This is a genomic window from Bacillus sp. AMCV2 (assembly GCF_056033925.1).
This window is the reverse complement of the sequence record NZ_JBVYIB010000002.1, coordinates 3654612-3679703: the sequence shown is the minus strand read 5'-3', so window position 1 is coordinate 3679703 and position 25092 is coordinate 3654612. Positions and strand designations below refer to the sequence as shown.

The 25092-nt window shown below is 44.8% G+C and carries 27 protein-coding genes; 20 read left to right on the top strand and 7 right to left on the bottom strand.

Going from position 1 to position 25092, the window contains the following annotated elements; genetic code table 11:
- Window positions 1-6: 6 nt before the first annotated feature.
- Window positions 7-531, top strand: a complete 525-nt coding sequence (locus AC0OMA_RS19010; protein WP_015384913.1) for a dihydrofolate reductase family protein — start codon at window positions 7-9, stop codon at window positions 529-531.
- A gap of 40 nt (window positions 532-571) precedes the next feature.
- Here the strand turns inward: AC0OMA_RS19010 and AC0OMA_RS19005 are convergent, their stop codons facing one another.
- From AC0OMA_RS19005 to cls, 3 genes are all read right to left on the bottom strand, one after another.
- A complete protein-coding gene (locus tag AC0OMA_RS19005) occupies window positions 572-844 on the bottom strand; it encodes a hypothetical protein (RefSeq protein WP_003227597.1) in 273 nt (90 codons plus the stop codon).
- Between the two features lie 80 nt (window positions 845-924).
- Window positions 925-1887 (bottom strand): UV DNA damage repair endonuclease UvsE, encoded by a 963-nt coding sequence (uvsE, locus tag AC0OMA_RS19000; RefSeq protein ID WP_015384912.1) that lies wholly within the window; start codon window positions 1885-1887, stop codon window positions 925-927.
- Between the two features lie 12 nt (window positions 1888-1899).
- The gene (gene cls, locus AC0OMA_RS18995; RefSeq protein WP_046340277.1) at window positions 1900-3096 is read right to left on the bottom strand and encodes a cardiolipin synthase; all 1197 of its coding nucleotides are present in this window, start codon (window positions 3094-3096) and stop codon (window positions 1900-1902) included.
- 154 nt (window positions 3097-3250) lie between these two features.
- Between cls and AC0OMA_RS18990 the strand changes: the two genes are divergently transcribed.
- From AC0OMA_RS18990 to pyrG, 4 genes are all read left to right on the top strand, one after another.
- Window positions 3251-5368, top strand: coding sequence for a heterodisulfide reductase-related iron-sulfur binding cluster (locus tag AC0OMA_RS18990; RefSeq protein ID WP_015384910.1), 2118 nt, complete (start codon window positions 3251-3253; stop codon window positions 5366-5368).
- Window positions 5365-6504 carry an acyl-CoA dehydrogenase AcdA gene (gene acdA / locus AC0OMA_RS18985; protein WP_015384909.1) on the top strand — a complete coding sequence of 380 codons (1140 nt, stop codon included), beginning with the start codon at window positions 5365-5367 and terminating at the stop codon, window positions 6502-6504. Before AC0OMA_RS18990 ends, acdA begins: the two co-directional genes overlap by 4 nt.
- 182 nt (window positions 6505-6686) lie before the next feature.
- Entirely contained in the window at window positions 6687-7208 is a 522-nt protein-coding gene (rpoE, locus tag AC0OMA_RS18980; protein WP_003243661.1) for a DNA-directed RNA polymerase subunit delta, read from the top strand.
- Between the two features lie 241 nt (window positions 7209-7449).
- Window positions 7450-9057 (top strand): glutamine hydrolyzing CTP synthase, encoded by a 1608-nt coding sequence (pyrG, locus tag AC0OMA_RS18975; RefSeq protein WP_003227612.1) that lies wholly within the window; start codon window positions 7450-7452, stop codon window positions 9055-9057.
- An 81-nt stretch (window positions 9058-9138) separates the two neighbouring features.
- Here pyrG and AC0OMA_RS18970 read toward each other — a convergent pair whose 3' ends face one another.
- On the bottom strand, window positions 9139-9660 hold the full coding sequence (locus AC0OMA_RS18970; RefSeq protein WP_015384907.1) for a DUF2529 domain-containing protein: 522 nt from the start codon (window positions 9658-9660) through the stop codon (window positions 9139-9141).
- Between the two features lie 165 nt (window positions 9661-9825).
- Here AC0OMA_RS18970 and spo0F point away from each other — a divergent pair, with 165 nt between their 5' ends.
- The 11 genes from spo0F (at window position 9826) to AC0OMA_RS18915 (ending at window position 20370) form a co-directional block, all read left to right on the top strand.
- Entirely contained in the window at window positions 9826-10200 is a 375-nt protein-coding gene (gene spo0F / locus AC0OMA_RS18965; protein ID WP_003227621.1) for a sporulation initiation phosphotransferase Spo0F, read from the top strand.
- A gap of 180 nt (window positions 10201-10380) precedes the next feature.
- Window positions 10381-11238 carry a class II fructose-bisphosphate aldolase gene (locus AC0OMA_RS18960; protein WP_003243339.1) on the top strand — a complete coding sequence of 286 codons (858 nt, stop codon included), beginning with the start codon at window positions 10381-10383 and terminating at the stop codon, window positions 11236-11238.
- 119 nt (window positions 11239-11357) lie between these two features.
- A complete protein-coding gene (fsa, locus tag AC0OMA_RS18955) occupies window positions 11358-11996 on the top strand; it encodes a fructose-6-phosphate aldolase (RefSeq protein ID WP_003227626.1) in 639 nt (212 codons plus the stop codon).
- 377 nt (window positions 11997-12373) lie between these two features.
- The gene (locus AC0OMA_RS18950) at window positions 12374-13663 is read left to right on the top strand and encodes a UDP-N-acetylglucosamine 1-carboxyvinyltransferase (protein WP_047183336.1); all 1290 of its coding nucleotides are present in this window, start codon (window positions 12374-12376) and stop codon (window positions 13661-13663) included.
- 30 nt (window positions 13664-13693) lie between these two features.
- Entirely contained in the window at window positions 13694-14659 is a 966-nt protein-coding gene (gene glpX / locus AC0OMA_RS18945) for a class II fructose-bisphosphatase (RefSeq protein ID WP_014481197.1), read from the top strand.
- 214 nt (window positions 14660-14873) lie between these two features.
- Window positions 14874-15035, top strand: a complete 162-nt coding sequence (locus tag AC0OMA_RS18940) for a hypothetical protein (RefSeq protein ID WP_003227632.1) — start codon at window positions 14874-14876, stop codon at window positions 15033-15035.
- Window positions 15036-15065: 30 nt separating this feature from the next.
- Window positions 15066-16349, top strand: a complete 1284-nt coding sequence (rho, locus tag AC0OMA_RS18935; RefSeq protein WP_003221939.1) for a transcription termination factor Rho — start codon at window positions 15066-15068, stop codon at window positions 16347-16349.
- 118 nt (window positions 16350-16467) lie between these two features.
- Window positions 16468-16668 (top strand): 50S ribosomal protein L31, encoded by a 201-nt coding sequence (gene rpmE / locus AC0OMA_RS18930; protein WP_003151132.1) that lies wholly within the window; start codon window positions 16468-16470, stop codon window positions 16666-16668.
- A gap of 88 nt (window positions 16669-16756) precedes the next feature.
- Window positions 16757-17344, top strand: coding sequence for a thymidine kinase (locus AC0OMA_RS18925; RefSeq protein ID WP_014478269.1), 588 nt, complete (start codon window positions 16757-16759; stop codon window positions 17342-17344).
- A 288-nt stretch (window positions 17345-17632) separates the two neighbouring features.
- Window positions 17633-19330: an oxaloacetate-decarboxylating malate dehydrogenase gene (gene malS / locus AC0OMA_RS18920; protein ID WP_015384905.1), complete on the top strand. Its 1698-nt coding sequence runs from the start codon at window positions 17633-17635 to the stop codon at window positions 19328-19330.
- Window positions 19331-19410: 80 nt separating this feature from the next.
- Window positions 19411-20370: an AEC family transporter gene (locus AC0OMA_RS18915; RefSeq protein ID WP_003242497.1), complete on the top strand. Its 960-nt coding sequence runs from the start codon at window positions 19411-19413 to the stop codon at window positions 20368-20370.
- 33 nt (window positions 20371-20403) lie between these two features.
- Here AC0OMA_RS18915 and racA read toward each other — a convergent pair whose 3' ends face one another.
- The gene (gene racA, locus AC0OMA_RS18910) at window positions 20404-20958 is read right to left on the bottom strand and encodes a chromosome-anchoring protein RacA (RefSeq protein ID WP_047183334.1); all 555 of its coding nucleotides are present in this window, start codon (window positions 20956-20958) and stop codon (window positions 20404-20406) included.
- 121 nt (window positions 20959-21079) lie between these two features.
- Window positions 21080-21466 (bottom strand): SMU1112c/YaeR family gloxylase I-like metalloprotein, encoded by a 387-nt coding sequence (gene gloA2, locus AC0OMA_RS18905; protein ID WP_041520071.1) that lies wholly within the window; start codon window positions 21464-21466, stop codon window positions 21080-21082.
- Between the two features lie 125 nt (window positions 21467-21591).
- Here gloA2 and prfA point away from each other — a divergent pair, with 125 nt between their 5' ends.
- From prfA to AC0OMA_RS18890, 3 genes are read left to right on the top strand one after another with little or no spacing between them, the layout of a single operon-like run.
- Window positions 21592-22662 carry a peptide chain release factor 1 gene (gene prfA / locus AC0OMA_RS18900; RefSeq protein WP_003227645.1) on the top strand — a complete coding sequence of 357 codons (1071 nt, stop codon included), beginning with the start codon at window positions 21592-21594 and terminating at the stop codon, window positions 22660-22662.
- Between the two features lies 1 nt (window position 22663).
- A complete protein-coding gene (prmC, locus tag AC0OMA_RS18895; protein WP_003227647.1) occupies window positions 22664-23530 on the top strand; it encodes a peptide chain release factor N(5)-glutamine methyltransferase in 867 nt (288 codons plus the stop codon).
- A 59-nt stretch (window positions 23531-23589) separates the two neighbouring features.
- Window positions 23590-23877, top strand: a complete 288-nt coding sequence (locus AC0OMA_RS18890) for a DUF5316 family protein (RefSeq protein ID WP_015483822.1) — start codon at window positions 23590-23592, stop codon at window positions 23875-23877.
- 16 nt (window positions 23878-23893) lie between these two features.
- On the opposite strand, the gene AC0OMA_RS18885 is transcribed toward AC0OMA_RS18890, so the two are convergent.
- A complete protein-coding gene (locus AC0OMA_RS18885) occupies window positions 23894-24256 on the bottom strand; it encodes a UPF0715 family protein (protein ID WP_014478265.1) in 363 nt (120 codons plus the stop codon).
- Window positions 24257-24396: 140 nt separating this feature from the next.
- Here AC0OMA_RS18885 and spoIIR point away from each other — a divergent pair, with 140 nt between their 5' ends.
- Complete coding sequence (gene spoIIR, locus AC0OMA_RS18880; protein WP_003227654.1) at window positions 24397-25071, top strand: stage II sporulation protein R; 675 nt, start codon at window positions 24397-24399, stop codon at window positions 25069-25071.
- Window positions 25072-25092 lie beyond the last annotated feature (21 nt).

The following is a 25092-nucleotide window of genomic DNA, read 5'->3' as shown; positions in this document are numbered from 1 at the left end:
GAGAACATGGAAAGAAAAACTGTGCTGTACATTGCTGTTTCATTGGACGGGATGATCGCAAAAGAAGATGGAAGCATCGATTGGCTGGATGAATTTGAAGGTGAAGGTGACAACGGCTACAGTGATTTTTATCAGACTGTTGATACAGTCATTTTAGGGCGGAGCACATATGAGCACGTTAAAGTGCTAACACCGGTTTTCCCGTATCAGGATAAAACCTGCTATGTTTTTACAGGATCGCCCGACAGTTATCAAGATGAACATGTGACGTTTATCAATGAGGGAGCCAGAGCCTTCACTGCCCGTTTGAAACAGGAAAAAGGCTCAAACATCTGGATAGCTGGCGGGGCAGAGCTGATGAATGCCTTTATGAAAGAAGATGCCATTGATGAATTCATCATCACTGTTATTCCCGTCGTTTTAGGAAGCGGCATCCCGCTGTTTCACGAACTAACAAATGAAACAAAACTGCGGTTAAAAGGGACAAAACAATTTGGACAAGCGGTTCAGCTCCATTATGTAAGAGCATAAGAAAAAGGATAGACAGATGTCTATCCTTTTTGTATGTAAGTTAGAGCGCTTCTCTCTCAGCAGGCTCGATGAGATTTTGGAATTTTTCAATGAGCTGTGATGCTTTTGTTCCTTCAACTACGATCAGATATTCCTTTTCATTATGAGCCATGCGGAATGTTTCAAGCTCAATTAAGCTTTTGATTTTGCACATCGTTTTCTTTGAATAAATATAAACCTCGTGGCTTCCGGAATGGCACATTTTATAAAGATGAATCAAATTTCTTAAAGTAAAGGCCTGTGCGGCTACTTTCAGAGACTTGATATTTTTCATGATCTTTCTCCTCCATCGATTGTTGTCTTATATAGCCTAAGTTCCCAAAGCGGACAAGTAGTAAACCTATTTTTGCACATTTATGATTTCCATTGCAGCGCACCGCCCCCGAGGCGTTTGACACCGCGGATGGAGCTTAATTCATCCATCAAGCGGAGAAGCGCCTTGTCTTTCTGCTTTGCTTCAATCATGAAATCAATATTAGTTCCCCATTGCCTAAAGCGTTCCAACAGCGGCAGCAAAAAGTTAGCATCAACATAATCGGCATGGCTGCGTATCGCTTGCTCCGATTTTGGGGAAGACAAGTGAACCTTTGGCTGAAGGCCGATCCGCTCCCACGTTTTGATCATGCGGGGCAGTGCTTCATTCAGGTCGGCGTGATCGTCTGGATTGGCATAAAAATGATGAAAGTCAAAGACAAACGGAACATCCTCCTGCTCACAGACCTGAAGCGTTTCTTCCGTTGTATATGTTTTATCATCATTTTCAAGTGTCATCCGCTCTTTGATCTCCTGCGGCAGCTGTTTTATATTTTGATGAAATTGTGCAGTGGCGGTGTCTTTATTTCCGTAAGCGCCGCCAATATGAATGTTGATAACGGAGCGATCAGCAATGCCCATGGCCTCAAGCATGCGGTAGTGATACGCCATATCGGTTACCGCATTTTTTGTGACGGATTCCTTCGGGCTCGTAAACAGAGTGAATTGATTTGGATGAAAGCTTGTTCGCAGTTGATGTGTTTTAACAAGCTCTCCAATCTCCCGAAACTCTTTTTGAAACGGTGTTACAAAATCCCACATCACGTCGGGATGCGTAGCCAGCGGCACAATCGAACTGGAAAAACGGTACAAAGGAATGCCGTGGCCGATGATATAGTGAAGGGTTCTCATCGTATTGCGCAAATTGGCTTTTGTCACAGTCAGAAGCGCTTCTTTTCTTTCAGTCTTTGAAAGCTTTGAATAACGCGCGAATGTCAATGTTTTAGCGGGAGACGCATCCCAAAGGCTCATCGCATTTGAAACGAACCCGAATCTGAAAATCATAGGAACTCTCCTTTATAAGAAATAAGATAATGCCCTGCCGAGCCATTCCGCCGGGCGCTGCCTGAATGTGCGCTTGCTGAAATCCTCCATGGTCAGCCGCTCCGACTTTTTCATATCCTCCTCAATCGTGGCATAGACTTCACTTGTAAACGCTTCGTCATCAATTTCGACATTCACCTCTTCATTTAAAAACAGGCTTCGTTTATCGAAGTTGGCTGTTCCGATAATGCTAAGATGGTCGTCTATGATGAGGGCTTTTACATGATAAAACCCTTGATAATAACGATAAATAAGACAGCCGGCATCCAAGAGCTCCGAATAATACGTAAAAGCTGCTTCTCGTACCAGCGGATGGTCTGATTTCATCGGTACAATGATTCTCACGGATACGCCGTTTTTTCTTGCGTTAATGAGGGCCTCTTGAAGCGGCTTTGATGGAATGTAATAAGGCGTGCAAACCGTAAGGCGATTCTTCGCTTGGGCAATATTGACCAAGTATTTGTTTTCAAGGGAATAACCGTCGGTCGCATATATCTTGTGAGAAATAGTCCCTTGCTGAAGCTTTGGCCAAACATCCGAACCCAGTTCGATTCCGGTATTTCGTTTTAGATCAGAAGCAAAAAGCGTTTGAAGATCATGTACGCCTTCTCCCATCATGCGCAGATGATAATCCTCCCAATTGCCGAACTTCGCCTTCTTTCCAAGATATTCTTCGGCGATGTTAAACCCGCCGATATAACCGATTTTTCCGTCTATCACAGTAATCTTCCGGTGATTCCGTTTTTGCATGTGAAAAAAGAAAAAAGGAAAACGGGGACGATTCATCACATGGACATGGACGCCGGCATTTTTCATCGTCTGCAGCGCCGTTTTTTTAATTGCCCGGCAGCCCGCCCAATCCAGAAGCAAATAAACGGAGACGCCAGCTTGGGCTTTTGTTTTCAGCAAGGTATACATATTGTGGCTGACCTCATCATTTTTCATAATAAAAAACATCATGTGAACAGAAGAGGCGGCCTGACGAATATCATTCATCATCCGCTCAACGAGATCAGCGCCGCAGTGGATCAATTCGATGTCACTCTTCTTTTTTGAAAAAACAGGCTCGTACGCCTTTTTTCTGTATCCGGCACGGCCCATGAAGATATCAAGCAGAATCAAGGCAAAGAAAATAACGACAATGATCATAATCACGATAAATACCTTCATACCGGCACTCCTTTCCGTAGTAAAGGTAGTGTGCCCGAACAGCAGGAATTTAATTATTGACTGAACACTCATTCATTATTTATCATAAAGATAATCTTATACAGATTCGGGGGTAGGGGATCGCGGTCTTTATCAGTAAAAAGGGGGAATTGGAATGAGCGGCTTTCTCATCGCAAATGCATTATTATTTCTGATTGTAACCGCTTACGCTGTCTATTTGTTTGTATACTTGGTCAAAACGAGACTGGCCTACATCAAGCTCGGCCAGAAAGAACAATTTGATCAACGGTTCAAGGAACGGCTTCACGCCATATGGGTGAATGTATTCGGACAGAAAAAACTGCTCAAGGACAAGAAAAGCGGAATCATTCACGTCATGTTTTTCTACGGATTTATATTGGTTCAGTTCGGAGCAATTGACTTTATCATCAAAGGACTGGCTCCCGGCCGGAATCTGCCGCTTGGCCCGGTCTATCCCGCCTTCACCTTTTTTCAGGAAATTGTTACGTTTCTCATTTTAATTGCTGTTGGGTGGGCATTCTACAGACGTTATATCGAAAAGCTCGTGAGGCTGAAACGCGGTTTCAAAGCCGGACTCGTTCTCATTTTTATCGGAGGATTAATGCTGACCGTTCTGCTTGGGAACGGGATGAATCTGATTTGGCATGAGCATGGGCTTTCTTGGAGCGAGCCAATCGCCTCAGGTATTGCGTTTATGCTTAGCGGTGTCGGGAAAACAGGCGCGGCGGTGATTTTCTATATCGCTTGGTGGATCCATCTTCTGTTCTTGCTTAGCTTTTTAGTGTACGTGCCTCAGTCGAAGCATGCCCATTTAATCGCCGGCCCGGCAAACGTCTTTTTCAATCGAATGGAATCTGCCGGAAAACTTGAAAAAATTGATTTTACCGACGAAACGAAAGAAAGCTACGGAGCGGGAAAAATTGAGGATTTCAGGCAGTCTCAGCTGCTTGATCTGTACGCGTGTGTCGAGTGCGGCCGCTGTACAAATATGTGTCCTGCAACAGGCACCGGAAAAATGCTTTCTCCGATGGATTTGATTTTGCGTCTCAGAGACCATCTCACGGAAAAAGGCGCTGCCGTCACCTCGCGCTCCCCATGGGTGCCCGCAGCAGCATTTCGGCATACGAGAGGCAATCAGCTGGCTGCGGCGTCAGCGGGCAGCGGATCGCAGGAAGCCGCAGCGGCGCTTGATTACAATCCAAGCTTGATCGGCGACGTCATCACAGAGGAAGAAATTTGGGCATGCACCACTTGCCGGAACTGTGAGGATCAATGCCCGGTCATGAATGAGCACGTGGATAAAATCATCGATCTCCGCCGCTACCTCGTACTGACAGAAGGAAAAATGGACAGTGACGCCCAGCGCGCAATGACAAGTATTGAGCGGCAGGGGAATCCGTGGGGACTCAACCGCAAGGAACGTGAAAATTGGCGTGACGAGGCGCCGGATGCTGAGATTCCGACTGTAAAAGAAATGAAAAAAGAAGGAAAAGAATTTGAGTACCTTTTCTGGGTAGGCTCCATGGGGTCTTACGACAACAGAAGCCAGAAAATCGCAATTTCCTTTGCCAAGCTGCTCAATCACGCGGGCGTGTCCTTCGCGATCCTAGGCAATAAAGAAAAAAATTCAGGAGACACGCCGCGCCGCCTCGGAAATGAATTTTTGTTCCAAGAGCTGGCTGAGAAGAATATTTCTGAATTTGAAAAAAATGATGTCAAAAAAATCGTTACGATCGATCCCCATGCATACAATTTATTTAAAAACGAATATCCGGATTTCGGATTTGAAGGCGAGGTTTATCATCATACAGAAGTGCTGGCCGAGCTTGTGAAAAACGGAAAATTAAATCCGCAGCACCCGCTTCATGAGACGATTACCTTTCATGATTCGTGCTATTTGGGCCGGTACAATGAAGTCTATGATCCGCCGAGAGAGATTTTGAAAGCCATTCCGGGCGTGCAGCTTGTTGAAATGGAGAGAAACCGGGAAACCGGCATGTGCTGCGGAGCTGGCGGGGGATTAATGTGGATGGAGGAAGAAACAGGCAACAGGATTAACGTCGCCAGGACAGAGCAAGCGCTCGCAGTCAACCCATCGGTGATCAGTTCCGGCTGTCCGTACTGTCTCACAATGCTTGGGGACGGCACAAAGGCGAAGGAAGCCGAAGACCAAGTCAAAACGTACGACGTCGTCGAGCTTCTGGCTCAATCCGTTTTAGGCGCTGATCTGAAAATGGGGGAGAAGCAATGAATTTTTCATTATCAGAAGAACATGAGATGATACGAAAATTGGTGCGCGATTTTTCGAAGCATGAGGTGGCCCCGACAGCGGCAGAACGAGACGAACAAGAACGCTTCGATCGCGAGCTGTTTCGGGAAATGGCAAATCTGGGGCTGACGGGAATTCCGTGGCCTGAAGATTACGGCGGAATTGGAAGTGACTATTTAGCCTACGTCATCGCGGTGGAGGAGCTGTCAAAAGTGTGCGCCTCCACCGGTGTGACGCTTTCCGCCCATATCTCTCTTTGCAGCTGGCCGCTGTTTGCCTTTGGGACGGAGGAGCAGAAGACAGAGTACTTAACACAGCTGGCCCTCGGAGAGAAAATCGGCGCATTCGCTTTGACTGAAGCAGGGTCTGGCTCTGACGCCGGCAGCATGAAAACAACTGCTGAACGAATCGGCGATGACTATGTGTTAAATGGTTCCAAAGTGTTTATCACAAACGGCGGCGTTGCTGATATTTACATTGTTTTTGCCGTCACCGATCCCGAGAAAAAGAAAAAAGGCATTACCGCTTTTATAGTAGAAAAGGATTTTGAAGGATTTTTTACAGGCAAGAAAGAAAAGAAGCTGGGCATCCGTTCTTCACCGACAACGGAAATCATGTTCGAAGATTGTGTAGTGCCCGCATCAAAGCGTCTCGGAGAAGAAGGAGAAGGCTTCAAAATCGCGATGAAGACGCTTGACGGAGGAAGAAACGGCATAGCCGCACAAGCCGTGGGCATCGCCCAAGGAGCGCTTGATGCGGCGCTTCAATATGCAAAAGAGCGAAAGCAATTCGGAAAATCGATCGGCGAGCAGCAGGGCATCGCTTTTAAACTCGCGGATATGGCGACAATGATAGAAGCTTCAAGGCTATTGACCTATCAGGCTGCGTGGTTAGAATCATCGGGCCTTCCATATGGAAAAGCTTCCGCCATGTCCAAACTGATGGCTGGGGATACGGCGATGAAGGTGACGACCGAAGCCGTGCAGATTTTCGGCGGCTACGGCTATACAAAAGATTATCCGGTAGAACGCTATATGCGTGATGCAAAAATCACGCAAATCTATGAAGGCACTCAAGAAATTCAAAGACTGGTCATCTCCAGAATGCTCGCGGATTAACGGAAAACATCTCTCAGTCGGATCACTCTTGTAAAATTATTTAAATTAACGCTGTTAAGGGTAGCATATTCTGTTTTATTTTGTTTATAATGAGAGGTATGGTTTGTATAAGAACGATACAAAATCGCTTACATTATTGATAAAACAGATACATATAAGTAATAGAAAGGGAGTGTCCGACCTTGGGTATCAAACAATATTCACAGGAAGAGCTAAAGGAAATGGCTTTAGTTGAAATCGCTCACGAATTATTTGAAGAACATAAAAAACCAGTTCCTTTTCAGGAGCTTTTAAATGAAATCGCATCTTTGCTCGGCGTGAAAAAAGAAGAGCTTGGAGACCGCATCGCTCAATTTTATACAGATTTAAACATTGACGGCCGCTTCCTGGCGCTTTCTGACCAGACGTGGGGGCTTCGCAGCTGGTATCCGTATGATCAGCTTGATGAAGAAACTCAGCCGACAGTCAAGGCGAAAAAGAAAAAAGCGAAGAAAGCAGTCGAAGAAGATCTTGATCTTGACGAGTTTGAAGAGATCGACGAAGACGACCTTGATTTGGATGAAGTTGAGGAAGAACTCGATCTTGAAGCCGACGATTTTGACGAAGAAGATCTTGATGAAGACGACGATGATCTTGAGATCGAAGAAGATATTATTGATGAAGATGATGAAGACTATGATGATGAAGAAGAGGAAATTAAATAGTATCAGATTTCATCTTCAAAACGATCTTGACTTTCATAGTCGAACTATGTAGTATGTATTTTGGGCTCTTCAAAAACGAAGAGAGAACATAGTACGTTATGCTCCCTTTCAAGAAATTGAAAGGGAGCTTTCTTATTTTCACCCCTCATTTTTCTTATAAATCATTTAAAAGGCTAAATGATTTTTTATAAAATAGTACATTTTAAAAATGTAGCTAAGAGCGAAGAGAGGAGCAAACGAAATGACGAAATATATTTTTGTAACCGGGGGAGTTGTATCCTCACTTGGAAAGGGTATTGTAGCAGCTTCATTAGGGCGTTTGCTGAAAAACCGCGGACTGAACGTGACGATTCAGAAATTCGATCCATACATCAACGTTGACCCGGGAACAATGAGCCCGTACCAGCACGGTGAAGTATTCGTAACGGATGACGGCGCTGAAACAGACTTGGACCTTGGTCACTATGAGCGTTTTATCGACATTAACCTGAATAAATTCAGCAACGTGACAACAGGTAAAATCTATTCAACAGTTCTTAAAAAAGAACGCCGCGGAGATTACCTTGGCGGAACCGTACAGGTCATCCCGCACATCACAAACGAATTGAAAGACCGTGTTTACCGCGCAGGGAAAGAGACAAACGCAGATGTTGTTATTACAGAAATCGGCGGTACTGTCGGAGACATCGAATCACTGCCATTCCTTGAAGCAATCCGCCAAATGAAGAGCGACATCGGCCGTGAAAACGTAATGTACATCCACTGTACGCTTGTACCTTACATTAAAGCTGCTGGCGAATTAAAAACAAAACCGACACAGCACAGCGTAAAAGAATTGCGCAGCTTGGGCATTCAGCCAAACATCATCGTCGTTCGTACAGAAATGCCGATTTCTCAAGATATGAAAGATAAAATCGCGCTTTTCTGCGACATCGATACAAAAGCGGTTATTGAATGTGAAGATGCGGACAACCTTTACTCCATTCCGCTGGAGCTTCAAAAACAAGGGCTTGATAAGCTTGTTTGCGAGCACATGAAATTGGCTTGCAAAGAAGCGGAAATGTCCGAGTGGAAAGAGCTTGTTAACAAAGTCAGCAATCTGTCTCAAACGATTACAATCGGCCTTGTCGGCAAATACGTTGAGCTTCCTGACGCATACATTTCTGTTGTCGAGTCTCTCCGCCATGCGGGCTATGCGTTTGATACAGATGTAAAAGTGAAGTGGATCAACGCAGAAGAAGTGACAGAAAACAATATCGCAGAACTCACAAGCGGAACAGACGGCATCATTGTGCCGGGCGGATTCGGAGACCGCGGTGTTGAAGGCAAAATCGTCGCGACAAAATACGCGCGCGAAAACAACATTCCGTTCTTGGGCATTTGCTTGGGCATGCAGGTGGCGTCTATTGAATACGCACGAAACGTATTGGGCTTAAAAGGCGCTCACTCAGCGGAAATTGATCCGTCAACTCAATACCCGATCATTGATCTTCTTCCTGAACAAAAGGATGTTGAGGATCTCGGAGGAACGCTTCGTCTCGGCCTTTACCCTTGTAAGCTAGAAGAAGGTACGAAAGCCTTTGAAGTGTATCAGGATGAAGTGGTGTACGAGCGCCACCGCCACCGCTATGAGTTTAACAATGAATTCAGACAGCAAATGGAAGAGCAAGGCTTCGTATTCTCAGGCACAAGCCCTGATGGACGCCTTGTTGAAATCATCGAGCTGAAAGACCACCCTTGGTTCGTGGCTTCTCAGTTCCACCCAGAGTTCAAGTCAAGACCGACAAGACCTCAGCCTCTATTCAAAGGCTTTATCGGAGCGTCTGTCGAAGCTGCAAATCAGAAGTAATAAAAAAGACTTGCCGTTTGTCAAAAGCGGGCAAGTCTTTTTTATTTGTTTCCGGTAAGTTCCAGCATGTACAATAAGATATTATGCATACTCTTGCAGAATTTCTTTTAGTGTAAACGATAAAGCGTGATAGACATACAGTGCTGTCATTAAAGAGGGAAACCCGTAACGGGTGCCGTCTTCATCGGGAACAAGCGGCATTTTTAATTTAGAATCAATATGCACATCACAATACTGTTCTAATCCCGTACTGTCTTTGGCTGCGGGCGATACGCATACGACTCCCGCACCTTTTTCATAAAGCTCTTTTGCGAGCGCCTGTTCTTCGGCTGTGCCCGTCCCTGAGCAAAACATCAGCACCCTGTCGCTTTCTGTCACTTCCTCAGCGCTTTCTGGAAAGGCTTTGACAGATGGGAAGGGTTCTTTGCTTTCGGTGGCCTCATAAAAGACGCCCTGAAGCTCATTCGCTCCGTATAAATAAATGGAATGCCCGCTGATCACCGCTTGAGCAAGCAGCCGCGCCCCATCTTCAATCGCGTCAGATTCCTTATCCTGAATGCGGGAAAAAATACCTGTTAACTGCGTCGTGAATATTTTCAACATAAGTGAATCCTCCTTTATAACGTACAATATCAGTATACAACAAAAGAGAAAATGCTCAGAAAATGTCGTAAAGTAGACTATTATAATTAAAGGAAATAGGAAAATCAAACAGAATACATACAATACTGCTTACTTTTGACGAAAATCATAATATTGGGGTGTAAAATGATGAATGAAAAAATTTTAATCGTTGATGATCAATACGGCATTCGTATTTTGCTAAATGAAGTGTTCAATAAAGAAGGCTACCAGACGTTTCAGGCTGCGAACGGCCTGCAGGCGCTTGACATTGTGACAAAAGAACGGCCCGACCTTGTGCTTTTGGACATGAAAATTCCCGGCATGGACGGAATCGAAATCTTAAAACGGATGAAGGTCATTGACGAAAACATCCGGGTCATTATCATGACGGCATACGGAGAGCTCGACATGATCCAAGAATCGAAGGAATTGGGCGCTCTGACGCACTTTGCCAAGCCGTTTGACATCGACGAAATCAGAGACGCCGTCAAAAAATATCTGCCCCTGAAGTCTAACTGACAAAAAGAAGAAACAAATGAATCATGTCATTATGTTGCCGATTTGTCGAAAAGTTGGTATCCTAGTTATGGAGAAAAAGCGATCTGAGTATTTACATATGACAGCAATATATGGGTCATGCTAGGGTGGAAAGCTTTTTTCGCTAGAAGACAATCAGGCTACATAAGGAGGACATTCGACATGCCTTTAGTTTCTATGACGGAAATGTTGAATACAGCTAAAGAAAAAGGGTATGCTGTAGGACAATTTAACTTAAACAACCTTGAGTTTACTCAAGCGATTTTACAAGCAGCTGAAGAAGAAAAATCTCCAGTGATCCTTGGTGTTTCCGAAGGTGCGGGACGCTACATGGGCGGCTTCAAAACAGTCGTTGCTATGGTAAAAGCACTTATGGAAGAGTACAAAGTGACAGTTCCTGTTGCGATTCACTTAGACCACGGTTCAAGCTTTGAATCTTGTGCGAAAGCGATTCATGCAGGTTTCACATCTGTAATGATCGACGCTTCTCACCATCCATTTGAAGAAAACGTAGCAACAACTGCTAAAGTTGTTGAGCTTGCTCATTTCCACGGAGTATCTGTAGAAGCTGAGCTTGGAACAGTAGGCGGACAAGAAGATGACGTTATCGCTGAAGGCGTAATCTACGCTGACCCTAAAGAGTGCCAAGAGCTTGTTGAGCGCACTGGCATCGACTGCCTTGCACCTGCATTAGGTTCTGTTCACGGCCCTTACAAAGGTGAGCCAAACCTTGGCTTCAAAGAAATGGAAGAGATTGGAAAATCAACTGGTCTTCCGCTAGTTCTTCACGGCGGTACTGGAATTCCGACTGCTGACATCAAAAAATCAATTTCACTTGGTACAGCTAAAATCAACGTGAATACTGAAAACCAAATTTCTTCTGCAAAAGCTGTTCGCGAAACATTGGCAGCTAAGCCTGACGAGTACGATCCACGTAAATACCTTGGACCAGCTCGTGAAGCGATCAAAGAAACAGTTATCGGTAAAATGCGTGAATTTGGTTCTTCAAACCAAGCTTAATTCAATTGGAACTTTTTATAGCCGCCTGACAGCTTGACAGGCGGTTTTCCGTCTATCTTTAGAAAGCGCAATCATATTCGCAGTTCAGAAAATTTCTTAATCAGGGAGGCTTTTTGAAAATGTTATTCTTTGTTGATACAGCCAATATCGATGAAATTAGAGAAGCGAATGAATTAGGAATTCTCGCCGGTGTAACGACGAATCCTAGTTTAGTAGCAAAGGAAGCTAACGTATCATTCCACGACCGTCTTCGCGAGATCACAGACGTCGTGAAAGGGTCTGTAAGCGCAGAGGTTATTTCTTTGAAAGCTGAGGAAATGATCGAGGAAGGAAAAGAACTGGCGAAGATCGCTCCGAACATTACGGTGAAAATCCCAATGACGTCTGACGGTTTAAAAGCGGTAAGAGCACTTACTGACTTAGGCATCAAAACAAACGTTACATTGATCTTCAATGCCAACCAGGCGCTTCTTGCTGCCAGAGCGGGGGCAACATATGTATCTCCATTCCTGGGACGTTTAGATGACATCGGCCACAACGGGCTTGACCTGATTTCAGAAGTTAAACAGATTTTTGACATTCACGGGCTTGACACGCAAATCATTGCAGCGTCAATCCGCCATCCGCAGCACGTGACAGAAGCTGCTCTTAGAGGGGCTCATATCGGCACAATGCCGCTGAAAGTCATTCATGCGCTCACTAAACACCCGTTAACAGACAAAGGAATCGAACAATTCCTGGCAGACTGGAACAAATAATGAAAGGGGCGGCAAACAGCTTTATGCCTGTTTGCCGCGGCCTTTGTATTTCACCGACCTGATACAGCGGATCTTCAGATGCTGACGCCGCTTTACAGAGAAGGAATCATTGGGCTGCAGAAGCTGATATCGGAATGAAGGGTATGCGTACTGCTTTTGCCGGATGACGACGATGTCTCTCGAGCCGGCGGGTCTCTGTGCATCTTTTGAAACCTGTACCCCCAAAGCTTCGCTATTTTCTTCCTGATATTTTACAATGTGTTGTATTCTTTCTCTTCGAATTGGCTAGATTTTGGACATGAGCTTTATTTGCAGAGACAGAATAAAATGACATTTTATTTAGCTCCGCAGCTATCTTCTTATGGAAGGAGACTATCATGGAAAAGTTGAATATTGCCGGCGGTGACTCGTTAAACGGTACAGTACATATCAGCGGCGCTAAAAACAGCGCTGTTGCGTTAATACCTGCAACCATTTTGGCAAATTCCGAGGTGACAATTGAAGGGCTTCCAGAGATTTCAGATATTGAAACGCTGCGTGACCTGTTAAAGGAAATCGGCGGAAACGTGCATTTTGAGAATGGGGAAATGGTTGTTGATCCTACGTCGATGATCAGCATGCCGCTTCCTAACGGGAAAGTAAAAAAGCTTCGCGCGTCATATTATTTAATGGGGGCGATGCTCGGCCGCTTCAAGCAGGCGGTCATTGGATTGCCTGGCGGCTGTCACTTAGGGCCCCGTCCGATTGATCAGCATATCAAAGGCTTTGAAGCACTCGGAGCTGAAGTAACCAATGAACAAGGCGCCATTTATTTGCGAGCTGAAAGGCTCAGAGGCGCACGGATTTATTTAGATGTCGTAAGCGTTGGGGCAACGATTAACATTATGCTCGCCGCTGTTTTGGCAGAAGGGAAAACGATCATCGAAAACGCTGCCAAGGAGCCTGAGATCATTGACGTCGCGACATTGCTTACCAGCATGGGCGCCAAAATCAAAGGTGCGGGCACCAATGTGATTCGAATCGACGGCGTGAAGGAACTGCACGGCTGCAAGCATACGATCATTCCGGACAGAATTGAGGCCGGGACATTTATGATTGCAGGGGCTGCAATGGGCAAGGAAGTCATTATCGATAACGTCATTCCCACTCATCTAGAGTCGTTAACGGCAAAGCTGAGAGAAATGGGCTATCATATCGAAACAAGCGACGACCAGCTTCTCATTGTCGGCGGGCAGAAGAAATTAAAGCCGGTTGACGTCAAAACCCTCGTATACCCGGGGTTTCCGACTGATTTACAGCAGCCGATGACGGCGCTCCTGACAAGGGCGAAAGGGACGAGTGTCGTCACAGACACCATCTACTCGGCAAGATTCAAGCACATTGATGAGCTGAGACGAATGGGTGCCAATATGAAAGTAGAAGGCAGATCTGCCATCATCACAGGTCCTGTCGAGCTTCAAGGCGCAAAAGTGAAGGCGAGTGATCTGCGTGCCGGAGCCTGCTTGGTGGTAGCCGGACTGATGGCTGATGGCGTCACGGAAATTACGGGACTGGAGCATATTGACCGCGGATACAGCAGCCTTGAGAAGAAGCTTGAGGGGCTTGGAGCGACAATTTGGCGTGAAAGAATGACTGACGAAGAAATAGAACAGCTTCAAAATTCATAATGGTTTCTTGTGAGAGGAGATCGTGTTGAAATGGAAAGAAGTTTATCAATGGAATTGGTACGTGTGACCGAAGCTGCGGCATTGGCATCAGCAAGATGGATGGGCCGGGGAAAAAAAGATGAGGCTGATGAAGCGGCAACAAGTGCAATGAGAGACGTTTTTGATACAGTGCCGATGAAAGGGACCGTTGTAATCGGTGAAGGGGAAATGGACGAAGCGCCGATGCTGTATATCGGGGAAAAACTCGGAAACGGGTACGGCCCTCGCGTTGATGTCGCAGTTGACCCTCTTGAAGGCACAAACATCTTAGCAAGCGGCGGCTGGAACGCGCTGACGGTTATCGCAGTCGCAGACCATGGCACGCTTCTGAATGCTCCTGACATGTATATGCAAAAAATCGCAGTCGGTCCGGAAGCGGTGGGCTGCATTGACATCGAAGCACCTGTCATTGACAACCTTAAAGCGGTGGCAAAAGCGAAAAATAAGGACGTTGAGGACGTCGTTGCCACAATTTTAAACCGTGAAAGACACGAAAAAATCATTTCCGAGCTTCGTGAGGCCGGCGCCAGAATCAAATTGATCAATGACGGCGATGTCGCAGGCGCCATCAACACGGCTTTCGACCACACGGGCGTTGATATTCTGTTCGGATCAGGCGGCGCTCCTGAGGGTGTGCTTTCCGCTGTTGCGCTAAAAGCACTCGGCGGAGAAATCATTGGTAAACTTCTTCCGCAAAGCGAAGAAGAAATCACACGCTGTCACAAAATGGGCCTTGATTTAAGCAAAGTCCTTCGCATGGAAGACCTTGTGAAGGGTGATGACGCGATTTTTGCAGCTACAGGGGTTACTGACGGCGAGCTGTTAAAAGGAGTTCAATTCAAAGGCTCTGTCGGTACAACTGAAAGCTTAGTTATCCGTGCAAAATCAGGTACTGTCCGTTTCGTTGACGGCAGACACAGCTTGAAAAAGAAACCAAATCTTGTAATCCGTCCATAACAAACAGAAAAAGCGGGTGTGAGCCCGCTTTAACTTTTGCAGAAAAGCGTCAACTCTATCAATTCCGTGTCAAAACCTTATTTCAGTTGAATAATTTTTTGAAATAAGGTAAAAATAAAGAGTGCTGCGAATTTTACTGCGTAATACCTTCTTTTAAGCACTAGGAAAGTTTCAATTTCTACCGCATACAGACGATATAAGTATTGATCTTCTCATGTTTTTGTCCTCGCTTCCTTCAAAACTCATTAAGACAATCCTTTTAACAAAAGCGCCGATCATGGGTGGAAGTGTTACCGATAGAAGTTCCTTTATGTTAAAAAAAGAATGTGCTTTGGCGGATGTTGTGCAAAAGCAGCAGATGACATGTTCAGAGTAAGATATTGACTATGAAAAGCGTGGTGTTTTTATGAAAGACGTATCTATTTCCTCTTTGGAAAATATGAAATTGAAAGAGCTTTATGAACTTGCAAGACATTATAAAATCTCCTATTACAGCAAACTGACAAAAAAAGAACTCATTTTCGCCATTCTGAAAGCGAATGCAGAACAGGAAGATCTGCTGTTTATGGAAGGCGTTCTTGAGATCATCCAGTCTGAAGGTTTCGGCTTCCTGAGACCGATCAACTACTCTCCAAGCTCAGAAGACATTTACATCTCAGCTTCACAAATCCGCCGTTTCGATTTGCGGAACGGAGACAAGGTATCAGGCAAGGTTCGCCCGCCAAAAGAAAATGAGCGTTACTATGGACTTTTGCACGTTGAAGCAGTAAATGGGGATGATCCCGAATCTGCAAAAGAGCGTGTGCATTTCCCGGCTCTTACGCCACTTTATCCAGATCGCCAAATGGTGCTTGAAACAAAGCCGAACTTCTTGTCTACAAGAATTATGGACATGATGGCGCCGGTCGGATTTGGACAGCGCGGATTGATTGTTGCGCCGCCGAAAGCCGGAAAAACGATGCTGCTGAAGGAAATTGCCAACAGCATTACAGCGAACCAGCCTGAAGCAGAGCTGATCGTGCTTTTAATTGACGAAAGACCTGAGGAAGTAACCGATATCGAGCGTTCTGTAGCTGGGGATGTCGTCAGCTCAACGTTTGATGAAGTGCCGGAAAACCATATCAAAGTGGCCGAGCTTGTGCTTGAACGTGCAATGCGTCTCGTGGAACACAAAAAAGACGTCATTATCCTGATGGACAGCATCACACGGCTTGCCCGCGCCTACAACTTAGTGATTCCGCCGAGCGGAAGAACGCTTTCCGGGGGGATTGACCCAGCGGCGTTCCACCGTCCGAAACGTTTCTTCGGCGCTGCGAGAAATATCGAAGAGGGCGGCAGCTTAACCATCCTTGCTACGGCTCTGGTTGATACTGGTTCACGTATGGATGATGTCATTTATGAAGAATTCAAGGGAACAGGCAACATGGAGCTTCACCTTGACCGCTCTCTTGCCGAGCGCCGCATCTTCCCTGCTATCGATATCCGCCGTTCAGGAACGCGCAAAGAAGAGCTGCTTGTGCCTAAAGAGCATCTAGATCGTTTATGGTCTATCCGCAAAACGATGTCTGATTCACCTGATTTCGCAGAAAAGTTCATGAGAAAAATGAAAAAAACCAAAACAAACCAGGAATTTTTCGATATTCTCAATCAAGAATGGAAACAGGCAAATCTATCATCTGCAAGAAGGTAAATTGTATTTGCAAAAGAAGTAAATCACTGATATAATTTTCTCATATGCGTTTCGGACAATGCTCCGAAATAATAACTCTGTTTCCACACGGGATTCAGGGCGGAAGGAGATGGATACAATGAAAGCAGGAATTCATCCTAATTTCAAAAAAGCAACAGTTAAATGCGCTTGCGGAAATGAATTTGAAACAGGCTCAGTAAAAGAAGAGGTACGCGTTGAGATTTGCTCTGAATGCCACCCATTCTACACTGGCCGTCAAAAATTCGCTTCTGCTGATGGTCGTGTTGATCGCTTTAACAAAAAATACGGTCTTAAGTAATAATAGATTTCTCAACAGGCAAGCAGCAGTCTTGCCTGTTTTTTATATTGTCTAAAATACAGCTGGCAGAGAGAGGGGAGCGAAGCCTATGTACATAATGAAACAAAGCGGGTGGCTTGAGCTGATTTGCGGCAGCATGTTCTCGGGGAAATCTGAAGAGCTGATCAGAAGAGTGAAGAGAGCAACTTATGCCAAGCAGGAAGTCAGGGTATTTAAGCCTGTAATTGATAACCGATACAGCGAAGCTGCTGTTGTCTCCCATAATGGAACATCGATGACGAGCTATGCCATTTCGTCTGCTGCGGACATTTGGGATCACATCAGTGAAAGTACAGATGTGATTGCGGTTGATGAAGTGCAGTTTTTTGATCAGGAAATTGTTGAGGTTTTATCATCTCTTGCCGATAAAGGCTACCGTGTGATAGCAGCAGGCCTTGATATGGATTTTAGGGGAGAGCCGTTCGGTGTCGTCCCGAATATCATGGCGATTGCGGAAAGTGTGACAAAGCTGCAAGCCGTCTGTTCTGTTTGCGGATCACCGGCGAGCAGAACACAGCGCCTCATTGACGGCAAACCTGCTTCTTACGATGATCCGGTCATTTTGGTTGGTGCATCTGAATCATATGAAGCAAGATGCAGACATCATCACGAAGTCCCAGGTAAATCTAAAAAATAGTCCAAAACATGGGTATAAAGATAGAATGCACCGGCTAAAACACCGGTGTTTTTTTTATATTCTGATAATATCCAATTAAAAAATTTAATTAAGTATATTAAAAAATTAAGTAATTTTCTTCCCTTGAATTTTGATTTTGACAGGCATACAATAGCTTACGTAATGTAAATAGTTTTGAGACATTGTTCGAATAATTGTCACAAAGTCGCATAAAGATCATGATCGGTCATATTTTAGATGGGTTATTACTTAACTTGGTTAACTATTTCAAGAAAGAAGGAGATTTGCTTGAATAACATAAAAAAAACGAAAGAAGGCCACTTAGAAACAACTCTTAGAGGAAAAGAAGTTTTATCTATTCCTACTTTAAATAAAGGCGTTGCTTTTTCACTAGAAGAAAGACAAGAACTCGGCTTAGAAGGGCTTCTGCCGCCAACTGTACTTTCTCTTGATCAACAAGCACAACGCGCGTACGAGCAATTCCAAGCGCAGCCTGACCGCCTTCGTCAAAATGTTTACTTAAGTGATCTTGCAAACCGTAACGAAGTTCTTTTCTATAAATTGCTGAAAAACCATCTTCGCGAAATGCTTCCTGTTGTGTACACGCCAACAGTTGGTGAAGCGATTCAGGAATACAGCCATGAATATAGAAGACCTCAAGGAATCTACTTGTCAATCGATAATATTGACGGTATTGAAAAAGCGTTTGAAAACCTTCATGCGACAGCAGGCGATATTGATCTTATCGTTGCTACTGACTCCGAAAGCATTCTCGGTATCGGTGACTGGGGTGTAGGCGGTATTAATATCGCAATCGGTAAATTGGCTGTTTACACTGCTGCAGCCGGTATTGACCCTAGCCGTGTTATCCCGGTTGTGCTTGATGTCGGTACGAACAACGAAAAACTTCTAAACGATCCTTTATATATTGGTAACAAGCATGAACGTGTTCAAGGTGAACGCTACGAAGCTTTCATTGACGCTTATGTAAAAGCTGCATTGAAATTCTTCCCTAAAGCGCTTCTTCACTGGGAAGACCTTGGCAACAAAAATGCACGCAACATCATGAAAAAATACAATCATGAAATCCTGACATTTAATGATGATATTCAAGGTACTGGCGCGATTACACTTGCAGGTGTGCTTGCCGCTATGAAGAAAACCGGCGCTTCTATTAAAGATCAGCGTGTTGTTATCTTCGGTGCTGGTTCTGCTGGTATCGGTATTGCTGACCAAATCCGTGACACAATGGTGCTAGCCGGATTATCTGAAGAAGAAGCTAACAAACGTTTCTACACACTTGATTACAGAGGCTTGCTGACTGAAGACATCGAAGGCATCCTTGATTTCCAAAAACCTTACCTTCGCAATGCGGATGAAGTGAAAGACTGGAAGCGCGACGAAAAAGGTCAAATTCCATTCGATGAAGTGGTTCGTCAAGCGAAACCAACGATCTTAATTGGTACTTCAGGGGTTTCAGGTGCATTCACAGAGGAAATTGTAAAAGAAATGGCATCTCACGTTGACCGTCCGGTTATCATGCCGATGTCTAACCCGACTCACCTTGCTGAAGCTGTTCCTGAAGATCTGTTCAAATGGACTGACGGAAAAGTGCTTATTGCAACAGGAAGCCCATTTGACAATGTAGAATACAACGGTGTTTCTTATGAAATCGGACAATCTAACAACGCATTCGCATTCCCTGGTCTTGGACTTGGTTCAATTGTAGCTGAAGCGCGAATCATTACACCTGCTATGTTTGCTGCAACTGCTGATGCGATTGCTGAAATGGTTGATCTTGAAACACCTGGAGCAGGATTGCTTCCAAGCATTGATAAGCTTCAAGAGGTTTCTATCCAAGTTGCGATTGCCGTTGCTGAAGCAGCAATTAAAGACGGCGTGGCAAATCGTCAGCCTGAAGATGTGAAACAAGCGGTACTTGAAGCAATGTGGACACCTGAATACAAAAAAGTCATCGCGAAATAATTAGCGAGTAAATTTTTCGTCCGAGGGAAAGCTTTTTGTAAAGCTAAAGTATACGGACATAGGATTTGGAGGAGAATATTTTGAGCATCTTAGATATCTTAATCCTCCTGGCGCCGATCTTCTTTGTTATCGTGCTGGGTTGGTTTGCAGGACATTTTGGAAGTTATGATGCCAAGTCGGCAAAAGGGGTAAGTACGTTAGTAACGAAATACGCACTTCCAGCTCACTTTATCGCTGGTATTTTGACAACTTCCAGAAGTGAATTTTTATCACAAGTACCTTTAATGATTTCTTTAATTATTGGGATTGTTGGTTTCTATATCATCATTCTTTTGGTTTGCAGATTTATATTCAAGTATGATTTAACGAACTCATCTGTATTTTCTTTGAACTCTGCACAGCCGACATTCGCATTTATGGGTATCCCGGTATTGGGAAGCTTATTCGGAGCGAATGAAGTTGCGATTCCGATCGCGGTCACAGGTATCGTGGTTAACGCGATTCTTGATCCGCTCGCGATCATTATCGCTACTGTTGGTGAGTCTTCTAAGAAAAACGAAGAGAGTGGCGACAGCTTCTGGAAGATGACAGGAAAATCAATCCTGCATGGTCTTTGTGAGCCGCTTGCAGCTGCTCCGTTAATCAGTATGATCTTGGTGCTGGTTTTCAATTTCACTCTTCCTGAGCTGGGTGTTAAAATGCTTGATCAGCTTGGAAGCACAACATCTGGTGTTGCTCTCTTTGCTGTCGGTGTTACCGTTGGTATTCGTAAAATTAAACTCAGTATGCCGGCTATCGGTATTGCGTTACTAAAAGTTGCGGTTCAGCCTGCATTAATGTTCTTGATTGCTCTTGCTATCGGACTTCCGGCTGACCAAACAACAAAAGCAATCCTTCTTGTTGCATTCCCTGGTTCTGCCGTTGCAGCCATGATTGCGACTCGTTTCGAGAAACAAGAAGAAGAAACTGCAACTGCGTTTGTGGTCAGTGCGATTCTGTCATTGATTTCACTTCCAATCATTATCGCGCTTACTGCGTAACAAAAAAAGCTCCCTTTACGGGAGCTTTTTGCTTTAGGTTTGAAATTTGAACAGTGACAGCAGCGGTTTTTTTCTTGTTTTGGTTGTTTCAGAAGCAGCAGCGGTCTCGGGGGTCGGCTGAGCGGTGAATTCTTTCATTTGTGAGGTCAGTGATTGCAAATCTGCAAGAATATCATCGATTTCTCTGCGGTGCTGAAGCAGCTGGTAAGATACACCTTCATCGGCTTTTTGTTTCAGCTGGCGTTCCAGTTCCGACAACCTTGCCATCAATTCGCTTTCGTCCTGCCTTTGCTGTAAAAGGCTGTCCAGCTTTTGTTCAAGCTGCTCGATTCTTCGTTCTGTGTCGCTATTTGTTTTTTGGACAAGGAAGCCTGTGCGCTTTTTAGCGCTTTTCGGCAGATGAATATCCTGAATCGCCGTGCCTTCAGAGATTTGTTTTTGAACGGATTTTAGAACCTTCACGTCTTCTGCCGTGAACGAATAGTGTCCGAGCTCATTGCGTTCGGCCGGAAGATTCAGCTGCTTCACCCACCGCTGCACCGTTTTTGCGGAGACGCCGAGTTCACTTGCTACCATATTTGTATTCATGATCCCATACCTCCTTTTAAGCTAGGTATTCGACCATAGAATGAGGTTCCCTTCCCGTTAGACAAAACAAGAAAAGATTCGGCAAAGAAAGTGGGTATCTCCTTTTTTTCTTCAAAAACTGTTATTGTTCATACAGTTCTAATGGAAGTCGGTCAGGATCAAAAAAGAAGGTGAAACGCTTGCCGGTCAGCGGGTCTGTTCTGATTGGCTCTGTTTCGATTCCTTTTTCATGAAGCTCCTGAACCGCTTTATCCAAGCTGCCGACTGTAAAGGCGAGGTGGCGCAGGCCTGCGGCTTCAGGCCGGGTTTGTCGTTCGGGTGGATCGGGAAACGAGAACAGCTCAATGACATACGAGCCGTTAAGCGACAAATCAAGCTTATAGGAGCCGCGCTCTTCGCGGTACGTTTCTTGAATCACCTGAAAACCAAGCTTATGTACGTAGAAAGCTTTCGACTTTTCGTAATCTGAACATATGATTGCAATATGATGTATGGATTTCAGCAACATCATCCCTCCTCGAATTCCAGTATAGCAGAGGGGGCTTTTCCAGCTGGGATTGAAATGCTTTTGACTGGGGTTAATCACTATACTATAATGAGAATGTTACGCACAGGAAAACAGAGGTGAAGACCGTGTTAGACCGTTTAAAATCAATTGAAGAACGATACGAGAAATTAAATGAGCTTTTAAGCGATCCAGAAGTAGTCAACGATCCGAAAAAGCTAAGAGAATATTCAAAAGAGCAATCTGATATACAAGAAACAGTTGACGTATATAGACAATACAGAGATGCGTCAGAACAGCTGGCTGATGCAAAAGCGATGCTTGAAGAGAAGCTGGATGCTGAGATGCGCGACATGGTGAAGGAAGAGATTTCTGAACTTCAGAAGGAAACGGAAACACTGTCCGAACGCCTGAAAGTGCTCTTGATCCCGAAAGATCCTAATGATGATAAAAACGTTATTATGGAGATCCGCGGAGCCGCGGGGGGCGAGGAAGCCGCTTTATTCGCGGGCAACCTGTACAGAATGTATTCCCGTTATGCCGAGCTTCAGGGCTGGAAGACAGAGGTCATGGAAGCGAATGTAACCGGAACAGGCGGCTATAAAGAGATCATCTTTATGATTACGGGAAGCGGCGCGTATTCTAAACTCAAATATGAAAACGGCGCCCACCGCGTACAGCGTGTTCCGGAAACAGAATCAGGCGGACGCATCCATACATCCACTGCAACAGTAGCATGTCTTCCTGAGGCAGAAGAGGTAGAGGTTGACATCCATGAGAAGGATATCCGTGTCGATACGTTTGCTTCAAGCGGACCGGGCGGACAAAGCGTTAACACAACAATGTCTGCGGTTCGTCTGACTCACTTGCCGACAGGTGTTGTTGTATCATGCCAGGATGAAAAATCTCAAATTAAGAACAAAGAAAAAGCAATGAAGGTTCTCCGTGCCAGAATCTATGATAAATTTCAGCAGGAAGCCCAGGCTGAATATGATCAAACACGGAAATCAGCAGTCGGATCCGGTGACCGCTCTGAACGTATCCGCACATACAACTTCCCGCAAAACCGTGTGACGGATCACAGAATCGGTTTGACGATTCAAAAGCTTGATCAGATTCTTGAAGGAAAACTTGACGAAGTGGTTGAAGCGCTGATTGTTGAAGATCAGGCAAGCAAGCTTCAGCAGTCGGAAGGTTAAGATGAAGACGATATTCGAAGCCCTGAAATGGGCTTCTTCTTATTTAACCGAAGCGGGAAGAGAAGAAAATGCTGCCGAGCTCCTATTGCTTTATGATACCGGAATGGAGAGAAGCAAACTGCTCGCAAGCTTACAGGAACCGATTGGTGAAGACGAACTGTATCGCTTTAAGCGTCACGTTGAGATGCATAAAGAGGGCGTGCCGGTTCAATACATTATAGGAAAAGAGTTTTTTTATGGACGGGAATTTATGGTGAATGATGATGTGCTGATCCCGCGGCCGGAAACTGAAGAAGTTGTCTTTCATTTGCTTGAAAAATATCGGAGTGTCTTTTCTGAAGACGGCAAGCTCGAAGTTGTTGACGTTGGTACAGGGAGCGGCGCAATAGCCGTCACGCTTGCGCTTGAAAACCAAAGCTTTTCTGTGTCGGCGGTCGATATTTCAAAAGAGGCGCTGCAAGTCGCCTCTGCCAATGCAGAAAAACTCGGAGCGAATGTGCGCTTTTATCAGGGCGATCTGCTTGAGCCTTTTATTAAGGCGGGAAAAAAAGCGGATATCATTGTCTCAAACCCGCCATATATTTCAGAGGAAGAAATGGCTGATCTATCGGAAATTGTCCGTTTTCATGAGCCGCTGCACGCTCTCACCGATGGCGGAGACGGGCTGAAATTTTATAAGCGGTTTATGGAAGACATTCCGCTTGTCATGAAGGATAAAGTATTTGTCGTTTTTGAAATCGGATGGAAACAGGGAGCGGCGGTCAAAGACCTGATCCTCAAGGCGTTTAAGGGAGCGGAAGTGGAAGTGCTGAAAGATATTAATGGAAAAGACAGAACCATATGCGCTCTGATTCATAAAAATAAATAAGCAGCTTGCTGGCGAGTGGATGGATCAAGCTGTTTAACACCAGCAAAGGGGATGTAAACATGAAAAAGGCCCTGACAGCAGGAATCCTGCTCATTGCGATTGAGAGTATGATTGGCACCATTTTTCCGCAGTCTCTTTCATATGAAGCGATTTTTGGCGTTGCGTCTCTCGTTTTAGTGGGGCTCGCGATCATTACATCGGGTTTGGCTGTAAGCGGAAGCGATCAGCGGGCAAACTACCATTCAGAAACCAAAGAAGGCCGTACATCTCGCATGAAAATGGCGGCCGCTTTCTTTGTTGCGGCGATACCTTCCATTCTATGTTATTTGCTGACGATTTTGTTTTAATAAAAAAGGAAGCCTCTTAGGCTTCCTTTTTTTGCAGTAAAACAGAGTCCCATATCCAATAGATAAGAGCTGTTAATACAGCGAAAAGATAGAAGGCTGTATTTTGAAACAAAGATTGTCCCGAAGGCTGAAGCACGCCGAAAATGATCGCGTTGGCAATAAAAGCAGCGGCAAGGTAATACAGCAGATACAAAGGGCTGAACCGTTTCGGCTTTTTATTCATCATGATTTGAAGCGGCAGTGCGAAGATCAAATAAGGAAACAGAAAATAAAATGCCATTGTGATGAGAGCGGCAATGATAAATGAATGAATATAAATTACTGAATAAAGAACGGACATCGTGAATGCTGATAAAAGCACTGTATAATTGTATTTCATCTTAAACCTCCTAAAACACTATCGTACCATAAATAAGATTAACAGCTTGCTAGATTTTTTTCACCCTGCACGTTTACCCCCGGCTCTCCTTGTCCATAATAGGTCTAGAAACAAAGCACGGAGAGGAACGGTGGGGACCGATGAAAAAAACAGTAATCATTTGTATATATATCTTTCTTTTACTATCTGGAGCGCTCGTAGGGCTGGCAAAAGAAGAGACGGCACAGAAATCGGAAAATCAGCCGGTGGTCATACCGGATCAGGCGATTCGTTTGAGAATATTGGCAAATAGCGATAGTGACCAAGATCAGCAATTAAAACGTCATATAAGAGACGCGGTGAATAAAGAAATCACAACTTGGGTAAAGGATATTACTTCTATTGAAGAAGCGCGTCGCGTGATTCGTTCAAAGCTGCCTGAAATCAAAGCAATTGCAAAGGAAACAATGGAGAAAGAAGGAGCGAATCAGTCGATATCCGTTGATTTTGACAAAATTTCATTTCCGACAAAGCTTTACGGCAACATGGTATATCCCGCTGGTGAGTATGAAGCGATTTTGATTACGCTTGGAAACGGAGACGGCGCCAACTGGTGGTGTGTGCTGTTCCCGCCTCTCTGCTTTCTTGATTTTTCTAACGGGGAAGCCGTCAAAGAACAAGAAGATAAAGAAGCCTCAAAAAAGCAGACTGAAAAAGTGCTTGAGGACGTAACCGCTAAAGCGGAAAAAGCCAAAAAAGAAGAGAACGAAGAGAAAGAAGACGGCACAGAAGTGAAATTCTTTTTAGTCGAATGGATTTCCGACCTTTTTTCCTAATCATCTGGTCTAAAAATAGAT